Origin of the sequence: Nocardia sp. NPDC058640 (assembly GCF_042716995.1) — a bacterium.
GTDB lineage: Bacteria > Actinomycetota > Actinomycetes > Mycobacteriales > Mycobacteriaceae > Nocardia.
The window spans coordinates 224,064-250,367 of record NZ_JBHXRG010000004.1; the positions used below are offsets into that span (position 1 = coordinate 224,064).

Annotated in this window: 8 protein-coding genes; 5 read left to right on the forward strand and 3 right to left on the reverse strand. The window is 69.1% G+C overall.

The genetic code is table 11. The annotated features are described in order from the left end of the window. Positions 1-260: 260 nt before the first annotated feature. From ACFWU5_RS09100 to ACFWU5_RS09120, 5 genes are all read left to right on the forward strand, one after another. Positions 261-18,440, forward strand: a complete 18,180-nt coding sequence (locus ACFWU5_RS09100) for a non-ribosomal peptide synthase/polyketide synthase (RefSeq protein WP_379266676.1) — start codon at positions 261-263, stop codon at positions 18,438-18,440. After that, positions 18,440-20,554 (forward strand): AMP-binding protein, encoded by a 2,115-nt coding sequence (locus ACFWU5_RS09105; RefSeq protein WP_379266677.1) that lies wholly within the window; start codon positions 18,440-18,442, stop codon positions 20,552-20,554. Before ACFWU5_RS09100 ends, ACFWU5_RS09105 begins: the two co-directional genes overlap by 1 nt. Further along, entirely contained in the window at positions 20,551-20,766 is a 216-nt protein-coding gene (locus ACFWU5_RS09110; RefSeq protein ID WP_379239715.1) for an MbtH family protein, read from the forward strand. Before ACFWU5_RS09105 ends, ACFWU5_RS09110 begins: the two co-directional genes overlap by 4 nt. A gap of 72 nt (positions 20,767-20,838) precedes the next feature. Continuing rightward, the gene (locus tag ACFWU5_RS09115) at positions 20,839-21,108 is read left to right on the forward strand and encodes a type II toxin-antitoxin system Phd/YefM family antitoxin (protein WP_379266678.1); all 270 of its coding nucleotides are present in this window, start codon (positions 20,839-20,841) and stop codon (positions 21,106-21,108) included. Then, complete coding sequence (locus ACFWU5_RS09120) at positions 21,098-21,556, forward strand: type II toxin-antitoxin system VapC family toxin (protein ID WP_379266679.1); 459 nt, start codon at positions 21,098-21,100, stop codon at positions 21,554-21,556. Before ACFWU5_RS09115 ends, ACFWU5_RS09120 begins: the two co-directional genes overlap by 11 nt. A gap of 10 nt (positions 21,557-21,566) precedes the next feature. Here ACFWU5_RS09120 and ACFWU5_RS09125 read toward each other — a convergent pair whose 3' ends face one another. The 3 genes from ACFWU5_RS09125 to ACFWU5_RS09135 form a co-directional block, all read right to left on the reverse strand. Next, positions 21,567-22,982 carry a DUF1254 domain-containing protein gene (locus ACFWU5_RS09125; RefSeq protein ID WP_379266680.1) on the reverse strand — a complete coding sequence of 472 codons (1,416 nt, stop codon included), beginning with the start codon at positions 22,980-22,982 and terminating at the stop codon, positions 21,567-21,569. Positions 22,983-23,063: 81 nt separating this feature from the next. After that, positions 23,064-24,275 carry a TetR/AcrR family transcriptional regulator gene (locus ACFWU5_RS09130; protein ID WP_379266681.1) on the reverse strand — a complete coding sequence of 404 codons (1,212 nt, stop codon included), beginning with the start codon at positions 24,273-24,275 and terminating at the stop codon, positions 23,064-23,066. 12 nt (positions 24,276-24,287) lie between these two features. Then, positions 24,288-26,228 (reverse strand): acetoacetate--CoA ligase, encoded by a 1,941-nt coding sequence (locus ACFWU5_RS09135; RefSeq protein WP_379266682.1) that lies wholly within the window; start codon positions 26,226-26,228, stop codon positions 24,288-24,290. Positions 26,229-26,304: the final 76 nt, after the last annotated feature.

The window sequence follows — 26,304 nt, forward strand, 5'->3', positions numbered from 1 at the left end:
CATGGACAGGGATCCATGTGATGTAAGTGACACGGCGTTGGAGGAACGATCAACAGCTAGGCACCCCGCGACAGACGCAACGTCTGTTCGCCTCGGCGGCCATCGGTCGCCGAATCTCATCCACATGATCTGTCGGGGATCTCGCGCGAGTGTGGCGTCACGCCCACCGCGTTCATATCGAATCTTTCGGTGCGCCAGGTGTATTCGTGCTGCCCGAAAACATTCGAGCTGCTGTTCTTTCGCGATACGAGGAGGCTTCGGTGCACGGTACGGAGTTGGGTGGGTTCAGCGCGCGACCACAGGAAATCCAGGCCGCGGGGGCGCCGTTTCCGTTGACCCCCGCCCAGTTGGGTGTGTGGTACGCGCAGCTGCTCGACCCCGACGTCCCGATCACCATCGCCCAGTACGTCGACATCGTCGGCGAGCTGGATGTCGTTGCGCTGCAACAGGTCAGCGCTGTGGCCGCCCGCGCCTACGCGTCGCCGATGGTGCGCATCGGCGAATCCGACGGCGTGCCGCACCAGTACATCGACCACACGATCCCGATCGAAGACGAGCTGCCGCTGATCGACCTGCGGCACCACGACGACCCGGTCGCCGCCGCACAGGACTGGATGCGCGCGGAGTTCGGCGCCCCCATCGACATGCTCACCGACCGCCTGGTGGCGGGCGCGGTGCTGCGCGTGGGGCCCGCCCGCTGGTTCTGGTACCTGCGCGGCCACCACATCGCGCTCGACGGCTACGGCGCGTTCACCATTTCCCAGCGCGTGGCGCACCTCTACACCGCACGGGTGCTGGGCACGTCGGCGGCCGACGTGGTGCCGGGCGCGCTGTCCGAGCTGGTCGAGGGGGAGCACCGGTTCCGTGACAGCACCCGTTTCGTGGGCGATCGCGAGCACTGGGCCCAGCGTGTGGCCGGTCTGGACAGCCCGACCGCGCTCGACGGTCGCACCGCGCCGCGTTCGGCGATCAACCTGGTGACCGGCGGGCGACTGTCCGAGCAGCTGGTGGATCGACTGGAAACCATTGCAGCCAGCGATGATTCGGCGATCTCCGCGGTGCTGCTGGCTGCCTTCGCCGCCTACCTGGGCCGTCTCACCGACCGCCCCGATGCCGTGCTGAGCCTGCCTGTCACGGCCAGGACCACCGCGGTCATGCGCCGGTCGGCAGGCATGCTGTCCAATATCGTGCCGCTGCGCCTGCCCACCGGCGCGGCCGGTTCGGACGCGACCTGGGGTGAGCTGCTGCGGGCGGCGCGGGTGGAGGTGGCGGGGGCGCTGCGTCATCAGCGCTACCGTGCCGAGGACATCCGCCGCGACTCCGAGGACGACGGCCGCCCCGCGCGCCGCGCACTGTTCGGGCCGCTGGCCAACTTCATGCTGTTCCGCACCGACCTGACCCTCGGTACGACCACCGGCCGGTACCGGGTGCTGTCGACCGGTCCGATCGAGGACCTGAGCCTCAATGTCTACTACGGCGATCGCGATCGCGTGCATGTGGATTTCGAGGCCAATCCCAACCTGTACGACGCCGATACGCTGGCTCGACACCATGCCCGTTTCCTGAGTTTCCTCGAGCGGCTTGCCGTGGTCGACCTGGATACCGCGCTGGGCTCGGTCGAGGTGGCTACCGAGCTGGAACTGCAGGTCAGTACCCAGATCTGGAACTCGACTCGGTTCGATGTGGAGACGGCGCTGGCCGAGCGTTCGGTGTCGGTGGCGACGTTGCCCGCGATGTTCGAAGCGCAGGTCGCGCGCACTCCCGACGATGTCGCCGTGCGTATGGCGACGGTGTCGCGAATCGACGCGGCCGGCGATGACGGAGCACGCTCGCGCGACCGGGCACTTTCTGTCGATGACCAGGCGCTTTCTGCCGACGGCCGGGCGCTGTCTGCCGACCAGACGACGCTGACTTATCGCGAGCTGTCTCGACGCGTCAACCAGCTGGCCCGGCGCTTGCGCGCGGACGGTATCGGCCCGGAATCCCTGGTGGCACTGAGCATTCGGCGCTCGCCGGAGCTCGTCGTGGCCATGTACGCGGTGCTCACCGCGGGCGCCGCCTACGTGCCGATCGATCCCGATCACCCGGCCGACCGCATCGCGCACATCCTGAGCACCGCCGCCCCGGCTGTCGTACTCACGACCACCCGCGACGGCGCGCCCGTCGACGACCTGCCGGTGCTGGCTGTGGATAACCTCGACCTGCGCGATTTCGACGACAGCCCGCTCACCGACTCCGACCGCACCGCGCCGCTGCGTCCCGCCCACCCCGCGTACGTGATCTTCACCTCTGGTTCCACCGGCGCGCCCAAGGGCGTGGCGGTCGAACACGCCGCGATCGTGAACCGGCTGGTGTGGATGCAGCACTCCTACCGCCTGCACGGTGTCGACGTGGTGCTGCAGAAGACCCCCATGACCTTCGACGTGTCGGTGTGGGAGTTCTTCTGGCCCTTGCAGATCGGCGCCACACTGCTGCTGGCCGAGCCCGACGGGCACCGCGACCCCGCGTATCTGCGTGCGGTGATCGCCGAATACGGCGTCACCGTCGCACATTTCGTGCCGTCGATGCTGGAAGTCTTTCTCGCCCAACAGGAAATCGCCGAGCGCACCTCGCTGCGCCTGGTCTTCGCCTCGGGTGAGGCACTACCCGCCGCGCTGGCGCAGCGGCTACGGCTGCTGACCGGTGCCCGGCTGCACAACCTGTACGGTCCGACCGAGGCCGCTGTCGATGTCACCTTCCATGAGGTGAACGACGCGGATCGGGTTATGGTGCCGATCGGCGCGCCGGTGTTCAACACCCGGCTCCATGTTCTCGACTCACGGCTGCGGCCGGTTCCGGTCGGGGCTCCGGGTGAGCTGTATCTGTCGGGGGTACAGCTCGCTCGGGGCTACGTGGGTCGCGCGGAACTCACCGCCGGACGTTTCGTCGCCGCGCCCGCTTCCGACATCGACGGTGTCGCGCGGGTGTCAGCCGGTCGCGCACCCGGTGTCACCCCAGTGCCCGGCGAGCGGATGTACCGCACCGGCGACCTGGTCCGCTGGACCACCAACGGTGAACTGGAATACCTGGGCCGCACCGACTTTCAGGTGAAGCTGCGCGGTCTGCGGATCGAGCTCGGCGAGATCGAGGCCGTGCTCGAGGGCGTGGACTCCGTGGCTCGCGTGGTGGTGCTGGTTCGCGACGACGCCGGTGTCGGCGAGCAGCTGGTCGCCTATGTGGTGGAAGCCGAGCCGGGCGCGGTCGCGATCGACGACCTGCGCGAGACCGCCCTGCGCGCGCTGCCCGCCTACATGGTGCCCGCCGCGTTCGTGCTGCTGGACGCGCTGCCGGTGAACGCGTCGGGCAAGCTCGACCGCAAGGCGCTGCCCGCCCCCACCCGCACCGTGGTCACCTACGCTGAGCCCGTCGGCCCGGTGGAACAGACGGTGGCCGCGGTGTTCGGCGAGGTGCTCGGCCTCGAGCGCGTGGGCCGCGACGACGACTTCTTCGCACTGGGCGGCAACAGCCTGGTCGCCACCCAGGTAGCAGCCCGCCTCGGCGCCGACCTCGGTTGCCGACTGGGTGTGCGCGACCTGTTCGGCGCGACCACCGTCGCCCGCCTGGCCGCCGCCATCACCGAACGCGACGGCACCACCGACCGACTACCGGTCCTGGCCGCCCGCCCGCGCCCGGACCTGATCCCGCTTTCGCCTGCGCAGCAACGCATCTGGTTCCTGAACCGTTTCGATCCGTCCGCGCCCGGCTACAACATGCCGTTCGTCATCCGCCTACGCGGCACCGCCGACCTGCCCGCTCTGACCGCCGCCCTGACCGCGGTGGTCGACCGCCACGAGGCGTTGCGCACCGTGTTCCCCGCGGTCGATGTCCCCGGCGGCGAGGTCGCCCAACAGGTCATCGGCGCCCCCGGCTCGGTCCGCATCGGCGACCCGACACACGTCCGCGCCGCCGCCCTCGACACCGAACTGACCCGTTTCGCCCACGCCGGTTTCGACCTCGAGCGGGAAGCGCCGTTCCGTGCACAGATCTTCGTCGTAGACGCCGACACGGCTGGGGATAACTCGCGACCTGGTGTCAGCGAGTCCGTCGATAGTCGTGACGCGGCGGGGGAATACGTGCTCGCAGTCGTCCTGCATCACATTGCGGCAGACGGTGTTTCGCTACAGGTCCTGGTTCGCGATGTACTCACCGCCTACCGCGCAGCCACCGATAACAGCGAACCCGACTGGGCCCCGCTGAGCGTGCACTACGCCGACTACGCCCTATGGCAGCGCGAACTGCTCGGCACCGAAACCGACCCCCAGTCCCTGGCCTCACGCGAAATCGCCTTCTGGGCAAAGACTCTCGCGAACCTGCCCGACCAGCTCGAACTCCCCTCAGCACGCCAGCGCCCGATCGAACCCACCATGTCCGGCGCCCGCACCACCTTCACCATCGACGCCGACCTGCACCGCCAACTCGCCGACCTCGCCCAGCAGGCGGGCGCCTCCCTGTTCATGGTTGTGCACACCGCGCTGGCCGTGCTGCTGGCGCGCCTGTCCGGCACCACCGATATCGCCATCGGCACCGGCGTCGCGGGTCGCGGCGACCGTGCCATCGACGACCTGATCGGCATGTTCGTCAACACCCTGGTCCTGCGCACCGAGGTCGACCCGGCCGCGAGCTTCACCGCCGCCCTCGAGCACACCCGCGAAACCGACCTGGCCGCTTTCGCCCACGCCACCGTCCCCTTCGACCGCCTGGTCGACGTCGTCAACCCGGCCCGCTCACAGTCGCGGCACCCGCTGTTCCAGGTGGCGCTGAACTTCCAGACACTGCTGGACACCACCTTCGAACTGGCCGGCTCCTCGGTCACCGTCGCGGAGATCGAACTCGACATCACCAAGTTCGACCTGCAGCTCACCCTCGCCGAACGGCGCAGTGCCACCGGCGAACCCGCCGGCATCGAAGCGGTCACCCTCTACGCCACCGACCTGTTCGACGAAGCCGAGATGCACACCCTCGGTGAGCGTTTCGTGCGCCTGCTGGCCGCCGCCGTCACCACCCCCGACACCGCGGTCGGCGACCTGCCACTGCTGTCGGCGACCGAGAACGCCCACCTCACCGCCATGCGCGGGGCACCGGTCACCGCCACCGGTCTGCTGCCCGACCTGCTGGCCGCCGCTGTCGCCGCCGACCCGAACCACGAGGCCGTCACCGACGGCGACCGCACCCTGACCTACCGCGAACTCGACCGTGCGTCGTCGCGTCTGGCCAGGGTCCTGATCGACAGCGGCGTCGGCCCCGACGACGTGATCGCGATCGGCATCCCGCGCTCGATCGAGTCCGTGCTCGCGGTGTGGGCCGTGGCGAAGTCCGGCGCCGCCTGGCTGCCGGTCGACCCCAGCTACCCCGTCGACCGCATCACCCACATGATCACCGATTCCGGTGCGCGACTTGGCCTTACGGTGTCGGACACCGAGCTACCCGACCAGATCGACTGGCTGGCACTGGACGACCTCAAGCTGATGGCCGAATGTGCTTGGCGTTCCAGCGATCCCGTCGCCAACCGCGATCGCGTCCACCCCCTGCGCACCCACCACCTCGCCTACGTCATCTACACGTCGGGCTCCACCGGTCTGCCCAAGGGTGTGCTGGTCACCCAGGCCGGCATCGCCGGTTTCGCGGCCGAGGAAACCGCCCGCATGTTCGGCACCGCCGACGCCCGCGTGCTGCAGGTCGGGTCGCCGTCGTTCGACATCTCGGTGATGGAGCTCCTGCTCGCGATCAACTCCGCCGCGACCCTGGTGATCGCCGTGCCCGGCCGCCACGTGGGTGCCGAACTGGCGCAACTGCTTTCGGAACAGCGCGTCACGCACGCCCTGATGACCCCGTCCGCCCTGGCCGTGCTGGACCCGACCCGACTCGACGACCTGCGTATGGTGATGGTCGGCGGCGAGGCCTGCCCGCCCGACCTGATCGCCCGCTGGACCACCGGCCCGATCCCGCGCGCCTTCGTCAACGCCTACGGCCCCTCCGAGACCACGGTCGCCACCAACATCAGCGCCCCCCTGGCCGCGGACTCCCCGCTGACCCTCGGCACGCCCCTGCGCGGCATCACCGAATGGGTTCTCGACACCCGCCTGCAGCCGGTCCCGGTCGGCGTCGCAGGTGAGCTGTATGTAGCGGGCGCCCAGGTTGCCCGCGGCTACCGCGACCGCGCGGCCCTGACCGCAGCCCGCTTCGTCGCCTGCCCGTGGGCCCCGTCGGTGCGCATGTACCGCACCGGCGACCTGGTCCGCTGGACCCCCGAAGGCACCCTGGACTACCTCGGCCGCAACGACGACCAGGTCAAACTGCGCGGCTTCCGCATCGAACTCGGCGAAATCGAAACCGCCCTGCTCGCCCAACCGTCGATCCGCCAGGCAGTGGTCCTGGTCCGCACCGACGCCCACCGAGGCGACCAACTCGTCGCCTACGTCGTCTCCGATGCCGCACCGGCACCCGCTTCGCCCGCCCCAGATGCTGTGTCCGGCGACGCCGTCTCCGCCGACGGTGTGGCCGACCGCGTGGCAGTCGACAGTGTGTCGGCCGATGGCGTGGCAGCCGATCGTGGGTCCACTGATCGCGTGGACGCCGCCGCAGCTGCGCCAGCGGTCGACGTCGACGTCATCGCGAAAATCCTGCGCAACACCCTGGCCTCGCACATGGTCCCCTCCGCCTTCGTCGTCCTCGACGCACTCCCACTCACCCCCAACGGCAAGCTCGACCGTAAAGCCCTCCCGGAGCCGGTCTTCGCCGCCCGCTCCTTCCGCACCCCCGCCGCAGGCGCCGAGTCCGTCGTGGCCCAGGTGTTCGGTGAGGTGCTCGGCATCGAGCAGGTCGGTGCCGACGACGACTTCTTCGCCCTCGGCGGCAACTCCCTGGTCGCCACCCAGGTGGTGTCGCGGCTGGGTGCCGCCCTGGATCGCACGGTCTCGCTGAAGGCCCTGTTCGAAGCGCCGACCGTGCAAGCCCTCGCCGCGCAACTCGGCTCCGGCGAAGCGATCGCCCCCCGCCTCCCGCTGGTGGCAGCCCAACGCCCACAACAGATTCCGTTGTCGTACGCCCAGCAGCGCATGTGGTTCCTGAACCAGTTCGACGCCGAATCGGTGGCCGACAACATCGCCGCCGCCATCCGCCTGACCGGCACCATCGACTACACCGCCATGAACGCCGCCGTGGCTGCGGTCTTCGCCCGGCACGAGGCCCTGCGCACCCGCTACCCCGCCGTCGACGGCATCCCGTTCCAGCAGATCATGCCCGCCGACCAGCTCACCATCACCCTCGAGCCGCACGCGATCGCCCCGGCGGACCTCGCCGCTCGCATCCGCGCGATGGCCGCGGTCCCGTTCGCCGTCGACACCGAACCCCCGGTCCGCCTGCACCTGCTGCACACCGCCGCCGACGAACACGTCCTGGTCCTGGTCCTGCACCACATCGCCGCCGACGGCTGGTCCGTGGCCCCGCTGACCCGCGACGTCATGGTCGCCTACGCCGCCCACCTGGCCGGCACCGATCCCCAGTGGACCCCGCTGTCGGTGCAGTACGCCGACTTCGCGGTGTGGCAGCGTGCCGCGCTGGGCGCCGAGGATGACCCGGATTCGGCCATGGCGAAGCAGATCGACTTCTGGACAACAGAGCTCGCCGACCTGCCCGACCTGCTGGCCCTGCCCACCGACCGCCCCCGCCCCGCGATCGCCTCGGGTAGTGGTGCGCGCCAAGCCTTTACGATTCCCGCCGCGACCACCGATCGACTACGCAGCATCGCGGCCGACGCCAACGCTTCGCTGTTCATGACGCTGCACACCGCGTTTGCCGCCACTCTCGCGAAACTGTCGGGCCAGCAAGACATCTCGATCGGTACCCCCGTCGCCGCCCGTGGCGACCAGGCCCTCGACGACCTGGTCGGCATGTTCGTCAACACCCTCGTGCTGCGCACCGAGGTCGCCCCCGACGCCACCTTCACCCAACTGCTGCGCACCGTCCGCGACGCCGACCTGCGCGCCCTGGCCAACACCGACGTCACCTTCGACCGTCTCGTCGAGGTCCTCAACCCCGAGCGCTCCACCGCACGCCACCCGCTGTTCCAGGTGATGCTGGACTTCCAGAACAACTCCCAGACCGAACTCGAACTCGCAGGCCTGACCGCGTCGGAGATCGAGATCGACACCCGCACAGCCAAATTCGACCTGCAGCTGACCCTGCGCGAGACCACCGACGGCCTGCTCGCCCGCTTCGAGTACGCGACCGACCTGTTCGACGCGCAGACCATCACAGATTTCAGCACCCGCTTCCTGCGGATGCTGGACACGGTGACCGCCGATCCCAGCGTCGTGATCGGCGACATCGACCTGCTCGACCCCGCGGAGCGCACCCAACTGCTGCACACGTGGAACGCCACCGCGTACCCGGTGCCCGCGCACCTGACCCTGGACTCGCTGTTCACCGCCCAGGCGCAACGCACCCCCGACGCCACCGCGGTGACCTTCGAGGGCGAATCGCTGACCTACGCCGAGTTCGCCGCCGAGGTGAATCAGCTTGCCCGCCTGCTGATCTCGATCGGCGTGCGCCCCGACCGCACCGTCGCGCTCGGAATGCGCCGTTCGACCGACCTGCTCGTGGCCATGTACGCGGTGATCGCCGCCGGTGGCGCCTACGTGCCGCTGGACCCCGAGCACCCGGCCGAGCGCATCGCCCAGGTGATCGCCGCCGCAGACCCGGTCTGCGTACTGACCCGCAGCAGCGACGCCATCGACCTGTCCGCCGCCGAACACGTCGCGATCCTGGACCTGGAACAGCTCGACACCACCGACTACCCGTCGGAGCCGATCACCGACGCCGACCGCCTGGCCACCCTCACCCCCGGCAACGCCGCCTACCTGATCTTCACCTCGGGTTCCACCGGCAAGCCCAAGGGCGTGGTCGTGTCGCACGCCGCGATCGTCAACCGCCTGGTGTGGATGCAGGACGCCTACCGCCTCACCCCGTCCGACACCGTCCTGCAGAAGACCCCTGCCACCTTCGACGTGTCGGTCTGGGAGTTCTTCTGGCCCTTGCAGATCGGCGCCCGCCTGGTCCTGGCCGCCCCCGACGGCCACCGCGACCCCGCCTACCTGACGCGCCTCATCGACACCGAGCAGATCACCGTCGCTCACTTCGTCCCGTCGATGCTGTCGGTGTTCGTCGCGGCCCTGGACGACACCGTCTCGACCCGCACCTGCGCCTCGTTGCGCCTGGTCTTCGCCTCGGGTGAGGCCCTGCCGCCCGCGCCCGCGCACCGGCTGCGTCAGCTCACCGGCACAGCTGTGCACAACCTCTACGGCCCCACCGAAGCCGCGGTCGACGTCACCTTCCACGAGGTCGTCGACGCCGACACCGTCACCGTGCCGATCGGCGCCCCGGTGCACAACACGCAGGTCTACGTCCTCGACGCCCGCCTGCGCCCGGTCCCCGTCGGCGTCCCCGGCGAGCTGTACCTGGCAGGCGCCCAGCTGGCCCGTGGTTACGCGGGCCGCGCCGACCTCACCGCCGACCGTTTCGTCGCCAACCCCTTCGCCGGGTCTGATGGCGGCGCAGCCGAGGGCCACGCAGGCGAGCGCATGTACCGCACCGGCGACCTGGTCACCTGGACTGCGAGCGGCGAGCTGGAGTACTTGGGCCGCACCGACTTCCAGGTGAAACTGCGCGGCCTGCGCATCGAACTCGGCGAGATCGAAGCCGCCCTGGCCGGCCTGTCGCAGGTCAGCCAGGCCGCGGTGATGGTCCGCGACGACACCCTCGTCGCGTATCTCGTTGCCGCACAACAGGTCGACGTGGCCGCGGTGAAGAACACCCTCACCCTGACCCTGCCCACCTACATGGTCCCCGCGGCCTTCGTCGCCCTCGACGAGTTCCCGCTCAACGCCTCCGGCAAGCTCGACCGCAAGGCCCTGCCCGCCCCGCTGTTCGAGGTCGCGGCCTTCCGCGCCCCGGTCACCGAGGTGCAACGCACGGTGGCCCAGATTTTCGCCACGGTCCTGCGCTTCCCGGCCGACCGCGAAGTCGGCCTCGACGACGACTTCTTCGCCCTGGGCGGCAACTCCCTCAACGCCACCCAGGTCGCCGCCCGCCTGGGCGCCGCCCTGGACACCCACATCCCGGTTCGCCTGCTGTTCGACGCCCCGACCGTGCACGAACTGGCCGCCCGCTGCACCACCCTGCGCGGCACCGGCGGCCGCCTGGAACTCACCACTCGTGAACGCCCCCAGCGTATTCCGCTGTCGGCGGCCCAGCGTCGCATGTGGTTCCTCAACCGCTACCTCGCCGACGTGGACGGCATCGGCGACGCCGTCGACAACATCCCCGTCGCCCTGCGCCTGACCGGCGACCTCGACATCGCCGCCCTGGAAGCCGCACTGGCCGACGTGGTCGCCAGGCACGAAACCCTGCGCACCAGCTACCCCGACGGCCCCGAAGGCGCCCAGCAGCTCATCGCCGACACGGGCGATCTGACACTGCGGACCGAACAGATCGCCGAGGAAGAACTGCCCGCACGCCTGTTGGCCTGCGCCGCAATCCGTTTCGACCTCACCACCGAAATCCCGCTGCGCGCAGCACTGTTCGCGATCGACGGCGACCACGTGCTCGTGCTGGTCGTACACCACATCGCCGCCGACGGCTTCTCGCTGGGCCCACTGGCCGCCGACCTCATGGCCGCCTACGCCGCCCGCCGCCGCGGCAACGACCCCACCTGGACGCCACTGCCGATCCAGTACGCCGACTACGCCCTATGGCAAGACGAAATCCTGGGCGAGGCAACAGATCCCACATCCCTGGCTCATGAGCAACTGTCCTTCTGGCGGCGCGGCCTCGCAGGCCTGCCCGAACAGCTCGAACTGCCCACCGCGCACCCCCGCCCCGCGCAGTCCTCCTACCGCGGCGCGGTCCACCGCTTCCAGATCGACTCCGACCTGCACAGCGAACTGCGCGAACTTGCCCGCAAACACGAAGCCACCCTGTTCAGCACCGTGCACGCTGCCCTCGCGGTCCTGCTGGCCCGACTGTCGGGCGGCAGCGACATCGCCATCGGCACCCCCGTCGCAGGCCGCGGTGAAGCAGCCCTGGACGGCCTGATCGGCATGTTCGTCAACACCCTGGTCCTGCGCACCCAAATCGACCCGCGCGCCGAATTCGAGACCACCCTCGACGCCGTCCGTGCCGGTGACCTCGACGCCATGTCGCACGCCGACATCCCGTTCGAGCAGGTCGTGGACGCCATCGACCCGGCCCGCGCCCGCAACCGCCACCCGCTGTTCCAGGTGGCCCTGGTCCTGCAGAACTTCACCGTCCCCACCCTCGAGGCCGCGGGCCTGCGCGTGGAATCCGTCGATTTCGACGCCCCCGTGGCGAAGTTCGACCTGCAGTTCACCATCGGCGAAGCCGAGGACATCGACGGCCGCGCGAACGGCATCGCGATCGAAATCGCTTACGCCACCGACCTGTTCGACGAAGCGGGCGTGGCGGTACTGGCCCGCCGCTTCACCCAGGTACTGGCCGCCGTGGTCGCCGACCCGACCGTCGTGGTCGGTGACATCCAACTGCTGTCCGCCGAAGAACAGCAGCGCACCCTGCACGAATGGTCCTGCACCGGCGCCTCGGTGGCCGCGGCCGACACCCTGGTCGACCGGTTCCACCGTGCCGCCGCCCTGAACCCCGACGCCGTCGCCGTGAAGGCAGGCGAGCGCACCCTGACCTACGCCGAACTCGACGCCTGGTCCAACCGCCTCGCCCGCCGCCTCGTCGGCGCGGGCGTCGGCCCGGAATCCCTGGTCGCCGTAGCACTTCCGCGTTCGGTCGAACTGCCCGTCGCACTGCTGGCCGTGCTCAAGGCGGGCGGCGGCTACCTGCCGATCGACCCGAACTACCCCGCGGACCGCATCGAATACGTCCTCGACGACGCCCGCCCGCACTGCGCCATCACCAACGACGACACCGGCCTGGCCCACGACTGGTTCGGCGGTCCCGTCATCGACCCCGCCGCCCAGAACCTGGCCGATTTCGCACCCGAACCCCTCACCGACGCCGACCGGCGCACCCCGCTGGCCCCCGCCCACACCGCGTACGTCATCTACACGTCCGGCTCGACCGGCCGCCCCAAGGGCGTGATGGTCCCGCACGCGAATCTCATTGCGCTGCTGGACAACACCGCGCACCAGTTCGAGTTCGGTCCGTCGGACGTATGGACGATGTTCCACTCCTACGCCTTCGACTTCTCGGTCTGGGAACTGTGGGGCGCGCTGCTGCACGGCGGTTCGGTGGTGTTGGTCGACTACTTCACCTCCCGTTCCCCCGAACAGTTCCGCGAGCTGCTGCTGACCGAGCGCGTAACCGTGCTCAACCAGACCCCGTCCGCGTTCTACCAGCTCATCGCCGCCGACCTGGCCACCACCCCGGCCGATTACGCGCTGCGCACGGTGATCTTCGGCGGCGAGGCACTGGAACCCCAGCGCCTGGCCGGCTGGTTCGCCCGCTACCCGGACGCGCCGCGCCTGGTGAACATGTACGGCATCACCGAGACCACCGTGCACGTGTCGTACCGGGAGATCACCGCGAACACCGGTTCCGCCAGCGTGATCGGCGGTGCCATCGCGGGACTGACTGTGCGCGTGCTGGATTCGCGACTGCGTCCCGTCCCGGTCGGCGTGCCCGGCGAAATCTATGTCTCCGGACCGCAATTGGCGCGCGGCTACCTCGGTCGCCCCGACCTGACCGCGAGCCGGTTCGTGGCCGACCCCTACGGTCCGCCCGGATCCGTCGCGTACCGCTCGGGCGACCTCGCCCGCTGGACCGTGGCCGCTGACCAGGCGTCCGTGGACCTGGAATACCTCGGCCGCGCCGACCAGCAGGTCAACCTGCGTGGTTTCCGCATCGAACTCGGCGAGATCGAAGCAGCCCTGCTGCACAGCTCGGCCGCACCGCAGCAGGTCGCGGTCCTGGTCCGCACCGACCTCGTCGACGAACCACGCATCGTCGCCTACCTGGTCGCGGGCCCGAACTCGCCGCGCATCGACCTCGCCGCGCTGCGTCAGGAACTCGCGCACACACTGCCCGAACACATGCTCCCCGCCGCCGTGGTGCCCGTGGACCGCATCCCCCTCACGGTCAACGGCAAACTCGACCGCGCGGCCCTGCCCGCCCCCGTGTTCGAAACCACCGCCTACCGCAAGCCCGGCACGGTGACCGAGCAGATCATCGCCGCGGTCTACACCGAGGTCCTGGGCCGCACCGACGACCAGCCGATCGGCGCCGACGACGACTTCTTCACCCTCGGCGGCAGCTCCCTGCTGGCCGCCAAGGCCGCCGCCCGCATCGGCGCCGCACTGGACCGCCGCATCGGCGTGCGCACCCTGTTCGAAGCATCCCGCGTGACCGACCTGGCCGCCGCCATCGACGCCGAAACCCGCGTCGACCGCCCCGCCCTGGTCGGCCGAGCGCGCCCCGCCCTGCTCCCGCTGTCCCCGGCCCAGCAGCGCATGTGGTTCCTCAACCGCTTCGACCGCACCTCGGTGGCCTACAACATCCCGTTCGCCCTGCGCCTGACCGGCGCCCTCGACGTCGACGCGTTGCGCGCGGCACTGGCCGACGTAGTCGCCCGCCACGAATCCCTGCGCACGATCTACCCGGAGGTCGATGGCGCTCCCGTGCAGTCGATCATCACCGCCGCCGAGGCGATGCCCGCACTGGCTCCGCGCCCGAGCGGTGCCGTGGCAGCGCCCGGTCCGGCTGCCGACTCCGTACTCGGGCCTGTCGCGGTGACCGAAACCGCACTGCCCGAAGCGATTCGGGCCCTGGCCGAAACCACCTTCGACGTCACCACCGAGATCCCGGTGCGGATGCGCCTGTTCCAGGTGACCGACACCGATTTCGTCCTGGCCGCCGTCCTGCACCACATCGCCGCCGACGGCTCCTCCATCGCCCCGTTCGTCGCCGACCTGATGCGCGCCTACACCGCCCGCCTGCACGACACCGCCCCCGGCTGGGCCCCGCCCGCCGTCCAGTTCGCCGACTACGCGCTGTGGCAGCGCGACCTTCTCGGCAACGAGGAAGACGCGGATTCTGTTGCTGCCCAACAGGTCACATACTGGAAGGACCAGCTAGCCGGCCTCCCGGACCAGCTGTCCCTACCCACCGATCACCCCCGCCCGGCCCGCCAGACCTTCCGCGGCGACAAGGTGACCTTCACCCTCGACGCCGACCTACACGCCGCGCTCTCAGCACTGGGCCGCCGCAACGGCGCCACCCTGTTCATGGTCGTCCACGCGGCCTTCGCGGCCCTGCTGGCCCGCCTGTCCGGCACCGCCGACATCGCCGTCGGCACCCCGAACGCGGGCCGCGGCGAAGCCGAACTCGACGAGGTCATCGGCATGTTCGTCAACACGCTGGTCCTGCGCACCCCCGTCGCGGCCGACGCCACCTTCACCGACCTGCTCACCACCGCCCGCACCGCCGACATCGCCGCGTTCTCCCACGCCGACGTCCCGTTCGAACGCCTGGTAGAAGTCCTCAACCCCGCCCGCTCCACCGCACGACACCCGCTGTTCCAGGTCGGCTACTCCTTCCAGAACCACGATCGCCGCGAGCTGGAACTCCCCGGCCTGACCGTGTCGAGCATCGAATTCGATTCCGGCGTAGCACAGTTCGACCTGCACCTGTTCGCCCTGGACAACTACACCCCCGACGGGGCACCGGCAGGCATCGACCTGGCACTGGGCTACGCCACCGACCTCTTCGACGCCGACACCGTCGAACGCTTCGCCACCCAGCTGCGTCGAGTCCTCGAATCGGCCACTGCCGCACCCGAAACCGTCATCGGCGACCTCGACCTGCTCGGGTCCGACCGCACCCTGCTGCTGGAGACCTGGAACAACACCACCCATCCGGTCGAGTCGACCACTCTTGCGGAACTCGGTGCACGCCAAGCGATCCGCACTCCTGATGCGGTCGCGCTGGTAGACGCGATCACCGGCGAATCCCTGGACTACGCCACCTTCGACGCCCAGGTCAACCGGGTCGCCCGACTCCTGATCGCCGAGGGCGTCGGCCCCGAGCGCACGGTCGTACTGGCCATGCGGCGCGGCATCGACCTCGTCATCGCCATGCACGCGGTAGTGCGAGCCGGCGGCGCGTACGTCCCGATCGACCCCGACCACCCCGTCGACCGCATCGCCTACATCGTGGCCACCGCCGCCCCACTGTGCGTGCTCACGACCGCCGCCGACGGCCTGCCGATCGCTGTGGACGTCCCGGTGTTCGAACTGGATCACCGCGCACTGCAAGAGCTTTCGAACGACCAGGTCACCGATGCCGAGCGGATCACCCCGCTTCGCCCCGAGCACCCCGCGTACATCATCTTCACCTCCGGCTCCACCGGCCGGCCCAAGGGTGTCACGGTCCCGCACGCCGCGATCGTCAACCAGCTCGCCTGGCTGCACGACCGCTTCACCATGACCACCACCGACCGCGTCCTGCTGAAGACCCCCGCCACCTTCGACCTGTCGGTCTGGGAATTCTGGTCCCCGCTGACCTCCGGCGGCGCCCTGATCGTCACCCGCCCCGGCGACGAACGGGACCCGGACCGGTTGCGCGCCACCATGACCGAGCACGGCGTGACCGTCCTGCACGCGGTCCCGTCACTGGTCGCCATGCTGCTGGAAACCGGCCTACCCGAGTCGCTGCGCGCGGTCCTGGCCATCGGCGAAGCACTGCCCGCCGCCACCGCCACCCAGTTCCGCACCAGCGGCACCGCCGCCGCCTTGCACAACCTCTACGGCCCGACCGAGGCCGCGGTCTCGATCACCGAATACGAAGTATCCGAAGACCCGAAGCACGTGGTCCCGATCGGCACCCCCGCCTGGAACAGTGCCCTCTACGTCCTCGACGCCCGCCTACACCCGGTCCCGATCGGTGTCGCCGGCGAGCTCTACCTCGCGGGCGACCAGCTGGCCCGCGGATACCAGGGCCACCAGTCCCTGACCGCCGACCGCTTCGTCGCGAACCCCTTCGCGACTCAGCGGACCTCCGCGATCGGGAGTGCCCACCGCGGCGTCGGCTCGCGCATGTACCGCACGGGCGACATCGTGCGCCGCCGAGCCGACGGCACCCTCGAATACCTCGAACGCGCCGACTTCCAGGTCAAGATCGGCGGCTTCCGCATCGAACTCGGCGAGGTCGAAACAGCCCTGCTGCGCTGCACCGACGTCCGCGCCGCCGTCGCCGTCGCCAAGACCGACGACCGCGCGGGCACCCGCCTGATCGCCTACGCCGCAGTCACGAACCCCGGTGACGAACAAGCGGCCAGGCTGCGCACCGAACTCGCCGCGCAACTGCCCGCCTACATGGTCCCCGCCGCCCTGGTGGTCATGGACGCACTGCCCCTCAACGCCAACGGCAAGGTAGACCGCTCCAAGCTGCCCGAACCCGAGTTCATCGAGGCCGCCTTCCGCGCCCCCGTCACCGAGATCGAACAGCTCGTCGCCCACACCTTCACCGAGGTCATCGGCTGCCCGACCGCGGGTCTGGACGACGACTTCTTCGCCCTGGGTGGCAACTCCCTCATGGCCACCCGCCTGGCCGCCCGCCTCGGCGCCGCACTGGGCACCCAGGTCCCGGTGGCCGCGGTCTTCGACGCCCCCACCGTCGCCGCGCTGGCCGCCCACCTGGCCACCGCCGACCGCACCACCGCGCGCCCCCCGCTGGCCAGACGCACCGGCGAAGGCCCCGCCGTCCTGTCGCCCGCCCAGCAACGCATGTGGGTGCTGCACCAGCTGTCCCCGCAGTCCGCGGCGTACCACATCCCCGCCGCCATCCGCCTCACCGGCGACCTGGACCTGCCCGCCCTGCAGGCGGCCATCGCCGACCTGCTGGCCCGCCACGACACCCTCCGAACCCGCTACCCCGACACCGCAGCGGGCCCGATCCAACAGGTGATGCCCGCCTGGTCCGCCGCCGTGGACCTGACCCCCATCCCGGTCGCACCCGCCGACGTCGAAACCCGCATCGCGGCCCTGGTCGCCCAACCTTTCGACATCACCGCCGCACCCCCGGTCCGCGTCGCCCTCTACACCCTGGGTACCAATGACCACGTCCTCGTAGTCGTCGTGCACCACATCAGCGCCGACGGCTACTCGGTCGACCCGCTCACCCGAGACCTGGTGCGCGCCTACGTCGATCGCAGCCAAGGACGCGAACCCGATTGGGCCCCACTGGAAATCCAGTACGGCGATTTCAGTGCTTGGCAGCGCGACCTGCTCGGCTCCGAAACAGACCCCTCCAGCGTGATCTCCGAACAGCTCACCTACTGGACCCGCGAACTCGCCGGCGCACCCGAACTGCTGTCCCTGCCCACTGACCGCCCGCGCGCCCTCCGTCGTGAAATGCACGGCGCCACCGTCGAATTCGAGATCGACAGCAAGCTGACCCGAACCCTGGACGAGGTGGCCCGCACCAACGGCACCACCCTGTTCACCCTGGTCCACAGCGCCCTGGCGGTCCTGCTGGCCAAGCAATCCGGCAGCGCCGACATCACCATCGGCGCCCCGGTGTCCGGTCGCGGTGCCCGCGAACTCGACGACCTCGTCGGCATGTTCGTCAACACCGTCGCCCTGCGCACCGAGGTCGACTCCCGCGCCCCGTTCACCGACCTGCTCGCCCAGGCCAAACGTCGCGACCTGGCCGCCCTGTCACACGCCGACGTTCCCTTCGAACAGGTCGTGGACGCCCTCGGCCGCACCCGCACCGGCGCCTACACCCCCCTGTTCCAGGTGATGCTCACCTTCCAGAACATGCCACCGGGCGGCATCGACCTACCGGGTCTCCGCGTACAAACCCTGGACCCCGGCCTGACCGAAGCCAAGTTCGACCTGCACCTCACGGCCCTGCAGCGGTACACCGAAGACGGCACCCTCGACGGTCTGGACATCCACTTCGGCTACGCCACAGACCTTTTCGACGAATCGACCGTGAGTGCACTGGCCGAACGGTTCCGCAAGATCCTCACCGCCGTCGCCGCCGATCCCACCGTGGCGGTGCGCGCCATCGACATGCGCACCGACGCCGAACAGACCCCCACCACCTACACCATCGCGGACCTGCCGAAGCTGGTCGGTTCCGCGGCAGCACTCGCGCCGGCGACCGTGGCATTCACCCACGGCGAGCACGCCATCACCTACGCCGCACTGCACGCCAAACTCACCGCGGTGAGCAGGGCGATGGGCGCGAAAATGAAACCTGAAGCACTGGTCAACGTCGCGTTGGCAGGTCTGGTCCCCGGGGTGCTCGCCGCACTGGGCGCCACCGGCCTCACTTCCACTCTGCAAACACTGGTGACCGACACCGCCGCGGTACTCGCGGCCGCGTCGGCTGACGACTCGGAAGGAAAACTCTGATGTCGCACACAGATTCGGTGACCCCCGCCGCCACCCTGGCCGCGCTGCTGCGTGACCTGGCAGGCGACCGACCCCGCGACCCGGCGACCCTGCTCGCCGCGTTCGCCACCACCGCCGACCGCGAACCCGACGCCCCGGCCGTGCGCGATGGTGAAATCGGGCTCACCTACGGTGAATTGGCGCGACGGGTCGACGTGTTGGCCGCGGCGCTGGTCGAACACGGCGTCGGCCCCGAGACCACCGTCGCGGTAGCACTGCCGCGTTCGGCGGAGCTCGTGGTCGCCGCGCACGCGATCCTCGTCGCCGGTGGCGCGTTCGTCCTGCTCGACCCGGAAACAACTTCTGACCTGCAACGTCGCACGCTGGAACTGGCCGCGCCCGCGCTCATCCTCACCCGCGCGGGCACCCCGCACCCCGCCGGTTTCCCGGTGCTGTACACCGACGCCACCTGCGACCTACCCCCCGAAGAACTACCGGGGCCGGGTGCGGACAACCCGGCCTACCTGGTGGTCGATACCGACAACTCGTCGGCGGTCATCGTCGGACACCGTGCAGCACAAGCAAATTCGACCTGGCGTCAGCGACTGTGCGGCATCGGCGAAGGCGACTCCGTACTCTGGCACGCGCCACTGACCGGGCAGGCCGCAGTGGGGGAGATGCTGCTCGCTCTCCAGACCGGCGCCACCCTGGTGGTCTCGCCCTCGGCAGTACTCGCGGACGCGATCACCGAAACAAGCGTCACAGCAGCATGTTTCGATCACGCCGAGCTGGCCGAACTCGCAGCTTTGCCCGACGCCGAACAGCGCCTCGAGTCGCTGCGCATCGTGCTCGGCTCCGGCGGTTCGCAATTGGCCAAAACCGCTGCCGCCCTGCGCGCGGTGAGCGGCGCGACCCTGTGGCACGTCTACGGCCGCCCCGAAACCGCGGGCGAGTTCGTCGCCCACGAGGTGACCGGCGCCGACCTGGACACCGTCCCGTTCGGATCGGCCGCCGACGACGTCGAACTGCTCATCCTCGACGAACACCTGTGCCCCGTCGCCGACGGCGAAATCGGCGAACTCTACGTCTCCGGAGTGCAATTGGCACGCGGCTACGTCGGCCGACAGGCCACCGCCGCCACCTTCCTGGCCAACCCCGACGGCCCGGTCGACGACCGCATGTTCGCCACCGGCGACCTGGTGCGCCGCCGCCCACCCGGCGACTCCTGGACGCCCGAGATCGAATTCGTCGGCCGCGTCGAAGACGGTCCCTACTTCGCCCCCCACGGCGGACTACCCGGCGAACTGGTCCTCGACGAGTTCGAAGCCCAAGCTGCTGCAACCCCTTTCGACCCGGCCGTCGTCCACGCGCGCAGCGACGGCCCGACCTCGATCATCACCTACGGTGACCTCGACCGGCGCACCAACCAACTCGCCAGACACCTCGTAGCACTGGGCATCGGACCCGAATCCGCAGTGCTGGTGAACATTCCGTGCTCGGTCGAGTTGGTGATCGCGATCTACGCGGTGCTCAAGGCAGGCGGCGCGGTCGTGCCGACCGACACCGGGACCAGCCTGCTGCCGCCGATCGTCGACCCCGCGCTGGTGTTGACCGTCGCGGACCGCGAACACGTTGCGGTGTACGACATTCCGTCGGTGCTGATCGACAAGGTCGCCCTGTCGACCTACTCCGACGACCCGATCACGCCCACCGAACGCCGAACGCTGACCCACCACCCGGCCTTCGTGCTGTTCCCTCCCGGCGCCACCCACAGCGTCACCATCAGCCACGCCGCCGCCGTGCACCGCGTCACCGCCGTGCAGGCCCGCCACCACCTCACCACCGGCGACATCCACCTGCACCAATCCCACTCCGGCGACCCCACCGCCTGGCACGGCTACCTGCTGCCCCTGCGCGTGGGCGCCACCGTGATCCTGTCCGAACCACCGGACCCCACCCGATTAGCCGACCTGATCACCGCCTACGGCATCACCACCACCGACTTCACCCCCCACTTCGCCCCCGCGAACCCCGACCGCCTCTACCGCACCACCGAGCTGTCCCTCACCGAAATCACCGGCACCGCATCAGCATTGACCCACCTAGCCGCCGCGACCAGAAAGGCCACCCCATGACCAACCCGTTCGACGACGACAACGCCCAGTTCTACGTCCTGATCAACACCGAAGGCGAACACTCCCTCTGGCCCACCTTCGCCGCGGTCCCCGGCGGCTGGACAGTAACCTTCGGCGCCGCCCCCCGAACCTCCTGCCTCCACTACGTAGAAGCCCACTGGCTCGACATGCGCCCCAACTCCCTCATAGCCGCCATGTCCAACAAACCCTGACCGCGCTATCGGGCGAACTCGACGTGTGGCACGTTGTGGCACCAAGTGGCACACCTGCTTTACACTGGGAGAATGCAGCCGCAGCCCGAGATCACTCAGCGCGATCTACGCAATCGGTCGAAGGAGATCATGGATGCCGTCCAGCAAGGGCAGGCGTTCACCGTCACCCGCGACGGCCATCGGATCGGTGAACTGATTCCGCTACGCCGTCGTAGGCGGTTCGTTCCCCGTGCGGAATTCGTTGCGATGTCACGTACGGCCCCGTCCATCTCCGTCGATGCCTTCCGTGCCGACCAAGATCAGGTGTCCGACCACTACGCGGGTGACCCGTATGCCCGGTGACCACGAGTTCGGTTTGCTGGATACCGACATCATGATCTTGCGTCGCTGGATTGATGCGGTGGACTTGCCCGATGCGATGGCCATCAGCACGATCACCCTGGCGGAGTTGTCGTCCGGTCCGCACGAGGTTCGTCGCAATGACGAGCAGGACGAGTACGACGAGCATACCGAGCGTGCGCGTCGGTTGGACGTGCTGCAGCGGGCAGAGAACGAGTTCGACCCCATTCCGTTCGGCGCCGACGCCGCGCGCATCTACGGTCGGGTATGCGCCGCCGTGGTCAGCGTCGGGCGTAAACCGCGCCGCCGGATCGCTGATCTGATGATCGCCTCGGTGGCAATCGCCGAGGAACTTCCGCTGTTCACCACCAACCCGGACGACTTCCTCGGCTTGGACGACCTCCTGACCGTGGTTCCAGTCAAACGACCTGTCGTGCCCAGTCGCCGGTAATCAAGACGAATCAATCGACCCTGTTCATCGCCGGTGGCCCCCACTTCCCCTCGAGCGCGTCCTGCCGCGGTGCGTACAACCGCAGGGTGAGGATGAAGTCGCCGGTGGCGGGGATGGGGAGCCAGTTGGCTTCGGGGGTTTCGGGGCGTGGGTCTTGTTGTTGGACAACCAGTTCCACTGATCCGTCGCGGGCGGGGACGGCGGCGGGGAAGTGGCCTACCGAGTAGATCTGGGCGGGGTTGGGGACCAGGAAACCCTGGGTGTCGTAGGCGGTGATCGAGGTGAAGGCGTCGACGGGGGGCCATTGGCCGGGGGCGAAGCGGATTCGGTAGCGCAGAGGTCTGCCCTGGTCGTCGGCGGCGGGGGCTTGTTGGTTGGCGTAGAGGATGTCGCGCAGGGGAGCGAGGCCGGGGGTGTAGAGGGTGGCGGCGGCGCGGCGCAGGTAGTCGGTGCCGAAGGTGGCCAGGTCGATCGGGATTTCCCAGCCGTTGACGTGGCGGGCGGTGGGGTCTTTCCACTCCGTGATCCGACGCCTGGCTTCGCGCACCGCCTCGTCCAGGACGTCGGCCGGTTGATCGTCGACGGTGCCGCCGGGGCGCACCCCGATCGCGGCGATGCGGTCCATCATCGGTGTGTCGGCGGCGGCGGGCGGATCGGCGACCATGACCCGGCACAGCCGGTTGAGGTAGGTGCGACCGTCGAGTGCGGCGATGCGTTTGACCGGGGGTTCGGGTCCGCGGTCGATCGGGTGGACCCGGCTCACGGTGCGGTCGAGTTCGCCGCGGATCCAGGCGCTCAGCGGGATCAGCTTCACCTTCTGCTGCAGCTCGTTGACCCGGGGTGCGTCCTGCGTGCCGTTGATCTGGATCCGTCCCACGATCGTGCACAGCGACGACGGCATCTGCAGGGTGGTGAGATGCGCGGGCACCTCGCCGTTCCATTTCGGCCCGGTGATGACGTAGGTGAACGGTGGACCGTCCGCGTTCACAGTCGTCCGCGGATGCTTGCTGGTCAGGTCGTGCACCGTATTGGCCCAGCCGTCGATCAGCTGGAACAGCCAGTACCGATCGGGCTCCATCCCCGGAATCTGCAACACCATCGGCTCGTCGTTGAGATCGAGCCACGCCTGCGAATAGAGCATGTCGTGGCTGAGCCTGGCCACCCCGCGGTCCTGCGGATCGGGCAGCACCGAGTGTTCGATGGTGTTGGTCGGCGCGCTGCCCGCCCGCATCATGTCCAGCATGATCATCGGATACCCGAAGATGTAGGCGTCGACGGCCAGCCCGAGCACGTCGGGCGCGGGGGTGGTGTGGGCGGGGCCGAGCGTCGGCTCGCCCGAGCACCCGGGCAGCACCGTCCCCGCGACGACCGCGGCGCCGAGTCCGAGCAACGATCGCCTGGTCAGCGCACCCGCGCGGGGATCCATGCACGCTCCGTTCGACGGCGGTGATCATCGAGAGTATGTCGCGCCGCCGCCGTCGCGCCTCATACGCAACGGGTGAAAAGCTCAGCCGAGCAGCACCGCGCGCATCAGGAATCCGACCCTGGCCCGGCCCGCGATCGGGTCGTCGCCGAACCCCTGACCGAGGTCGATCACCATCGCGAACGCCGCGTGCACCAGAAACCGGGCCTCGGCCGCGGACAGTTCCGGCCGCACTTCACGCACCAGCCTCGCCCATTCCTGCACGCTCAACCGCTGGACGTTGCGCAACACCGCGCGTTCCTCGGCGGGTACGTGCCCGAACTCGGCGTAGTAGACAACAGCCAACGCCCGCTCGTTGAACGTGTCGGCGACGAACTGGTCGACCAGCACACCCAGCGCGGCGCCGCTGTCGGGCGTGCTCGACACCGCGGGCCCGATCGCCCCGGACACGCGATCCGCGGCCCGTCGAAAGGCCGCCGCGAGAATGTCGCTCTTGCCGCGATAGAACCGATACACCGCCGACGCCGCCGACAACCCCGCCGCTGACGCGATATCTTCCACGCTCACATTCGGATAACCACGCTCGTGGAACAACTCCACCGCTTTGCGCAGCAGCAGTTCATGTTTGAACGAGGCCGGAATCTGCGCTCGCGCACCCTGTTCGGAAACTGTTGCGGCAGGCGGTAACCCGGCACTGGTCAGCCCCATACAGGCCGTGACGAGCAGTTTGTTCAACGTGCGTTGGGGCAGCGCGGCGTGATGATCGGCGATGCTGGTGATCACGCCGAGGATCGCGGTGGACACCATTGTCAGTTCGGCCGTGGTCAATTCGGGCCGCAGCACCGCCAGCTGCTCGTCGAGCGCGACCAGCACCGCACGTTGCTGCTGCTGCAACACCACCCGATCCGCGGGCTCGAGATAGCGACCCTCCCAGCGCACCAGCCGCACCGTCGCCCGATTCTCCACGGTCGCGCCGATCAGCCCGGTCAGCATGTGCCGCAACCGTTGCGCGGCCGACAGGTCCGGCTCGGGCACCGTGATCGACGCGGTGAACGCCTGCCCGACCCGCAGCAACTCCTCCCGGAACAGCGCGTACTTGCTGGGGTAGTGCCGATACAGCGCGGCCGAACTGATCCCCAGCCCGGACGCGATGTCCTCCATGCTCACCCCGTGATACCCCGCCGCCCCGAAAGCCACCGCCGACGACGCCGCGATCTGCGCCCGCCGATTCTTCGGTCGCCGCTTCACTTCAGTCCCAGCTACCCCACGCGCCCCACGAGTCTCGCTGACAGTCATGCCCGAAGTGTATTAGGGCTTGTGAGGCGGGGTGATACGGGCATACCAGTCGAGCAGTGCCGGGTCGTCGACCGCACTGCGTTCGACCACTCGAGCGGGGTCCGCGCCTTGGAAAAGCTTCTTGATGGGGACTTCGAGTTTCTTTCCGGTGCGGGTGTGGGGGATGCCGGGGGCTTCGCGGATTTCGTCGGGGACGTGGCGCGGGGAGACCTCGGTGCGAATCGCGGTGGCGAGGCGGGTTTTCAGGTCATCGGTGAGTTCCGCGCCGGGGGCGAGGACGAGGAACAGCGGCATCCAGTAGCCGCCGTCGGGTTGTTCGGCGCCGATCACCAGGGCCTCGGCGACCTCGGGGAACTGTTCGACGACCTGGTAGATGTCGGCGCTGCCCATGCGGATGCCGTGGCGGTTGAGGGTGGAATCGGAGCGGCCGTGCACGACGATGCTGCCGTGTTCGGTGAGCGTGATCCAGTCACCGTGCCGCCAGACGCCGGGGTAGGTGTCGAAATAGGCTGCGTGGTAGCGCTTTCCGTCGTCGTCGCGCCAGAAGCTGACCGGCATGGACGGCATGGGCGCTGTCACCACCAGTTCGCCGACTTCGCCGCGCACGGGGTTGCCCTGCTCGTCGAAGGCGTCCAGCGCGACCCCGAGGTACGGCGCCGACAGCTCGCCCGGCCAGACCGGAACCGTGGGTGCGCCGCCGACAAACGCCGACACCACATCGGTGCCGCCGCTGATCGAGCTGACCTGAACATGTTCGCCCGCATTGTCGTTCAGCCACAGCGCGCTCGTCACCGGCAGTGACGAGCCGGTGATGCCGACCGTGCGCAGTGCGGACAGATCATGGTCGGTGCGGGGGACACTGCCCGCCTTGATGCAGCCGAGAACATAACCGGGACTGGTACCCAGGACGGTCGCCTTCACTTGGGAAGCCAAGCGCCACAGTGCGTCTGGTCCACCAGCGGTCGGACTGCCGTCGTAGGTGACGATGGTGGCGCCGGTCAACAGCCCGGCGACCTGGAAGTTCCACATCATCCAGCTCGGGCTGGTGTACCAGAAGAACGTGTCCTCGGGCCCGATATTCGATTGCAGCGCTACGGCTTTCAGGTGCTCCAACAGCACACCGCCGTGTCCGTGCACGATCCCCTTGGGTAAACCCGTTGTGCCGGAGGAGAACACGATCCACAGCGGATGATCGAAATCGACAGCGGTGGTTTCGATGATGCCCAGACCCGCATCGGCGACCGCGTCGGACCACGGCATCGCGTCGGGCACCTCTAGCCCGAGCTGCGAAACCGCAATGGTGGCACGCAGATTCAGACCGTCCTGCAGGGCGGCGATATCGGCGCGCTTGTCGTGCTCCTTGCCGCCGAACCGGTAGCCGTCGGCGGTGACCAGGACCGTCGGGTCGAGCTGGCCGAGCCGGTCCAGCGCCGCCTTCGCGGAATAGTCCTGTCCGCACGCGCTCCACACCGCGCCGATGCTGGCGGTGGCGAGAAAGGCGACGATCGCCTCCGGGATATTGGGCAGATAGCCGACCACCCGGTCGCCCTGTTCGACCCCTTGCTCCCGCAGAGTGCGCGCGAAGACTGTCACCTGTTCGATCAGATCGGACCACAGGATCTCGCGCGGTTCGGCGTCCTCGTGCAGGGCGATGATCGCGGGTCGGCCGAACTGGGCCATCCGGATGATCTGGTCGACATAGTTCAGCCGGGTGTCGGGGAACCACTGCGCGCCCGGCATCTCCCGCGAACCCAGGACCTCGCCCGCGGTCTCACCGAGTTCGAAGTAGTCCCACACCGTCTGCCAGAAGGCTTCGATGTCGTCCACCGACCACTGCCATAATGCCTGGTAGTCGGGGTATTCGACGCCGGTTCGTGCGGTGGCGAAGGCGGCGAAATCGGTGATCCGGGCCGACGCGATGTCGGGTGCGTTCGGTACCCATTGCGGTTGCACTGGAGGTGTTCTCCTCTGATCGGGACTACTCGCATTCCGGGGTACCCCGACGACGGCGCACGTACTCGGGGCGGGG

Excerpts from the sequence above, each read along its gene's own strand:
- ACFWU5_RS09115 (WP_379266678.1), top strand. The coding sequence starts at position 20,839 with ATGCAGCCGCAGCCCGAGATCACTCAGCGCGATCTACGCAATCGGTCG.
- ACFWU5_RS09105 (WP_379266677.1), top strand. The coding sequence starts at position 18,440 with ATGTCGCACACAGATTCGGTGACCCCCGCCGCCACCCTGGCCGCGCTG.
- ACFWU5_RS09120 (WP_379266679.1), top strand. The coding sequence starts at position 21,098 with ATGCCCGGTGACCACGAGTTCGGTTTGCTGGATACCGACATCATGATC.
- ACFWU5_RS09125 (WP_379266680.1), bottom strand. The coding sequence starts at position 22,982 with ATGGATCCCCGCGCGGGTGCGCTGACCAGGCGATCGTTGCTCGGACTC.
- ACFWU5_RS09130 (WP_379266681.1), bottom strand. The coding sequence starts at position 24,275 with ATGACTGTCAGCGAGACTCGTGGGGCGCGTGGGGTAGCTGGGACTGAA.
- ACFWU5_RS09110 (WP_379239715.1), top strand. The coding sequence starts at position 20,551 with ATGACCAACCCGTTCGACGACGACAACGCCCAGTTCTACGTCCTGATC.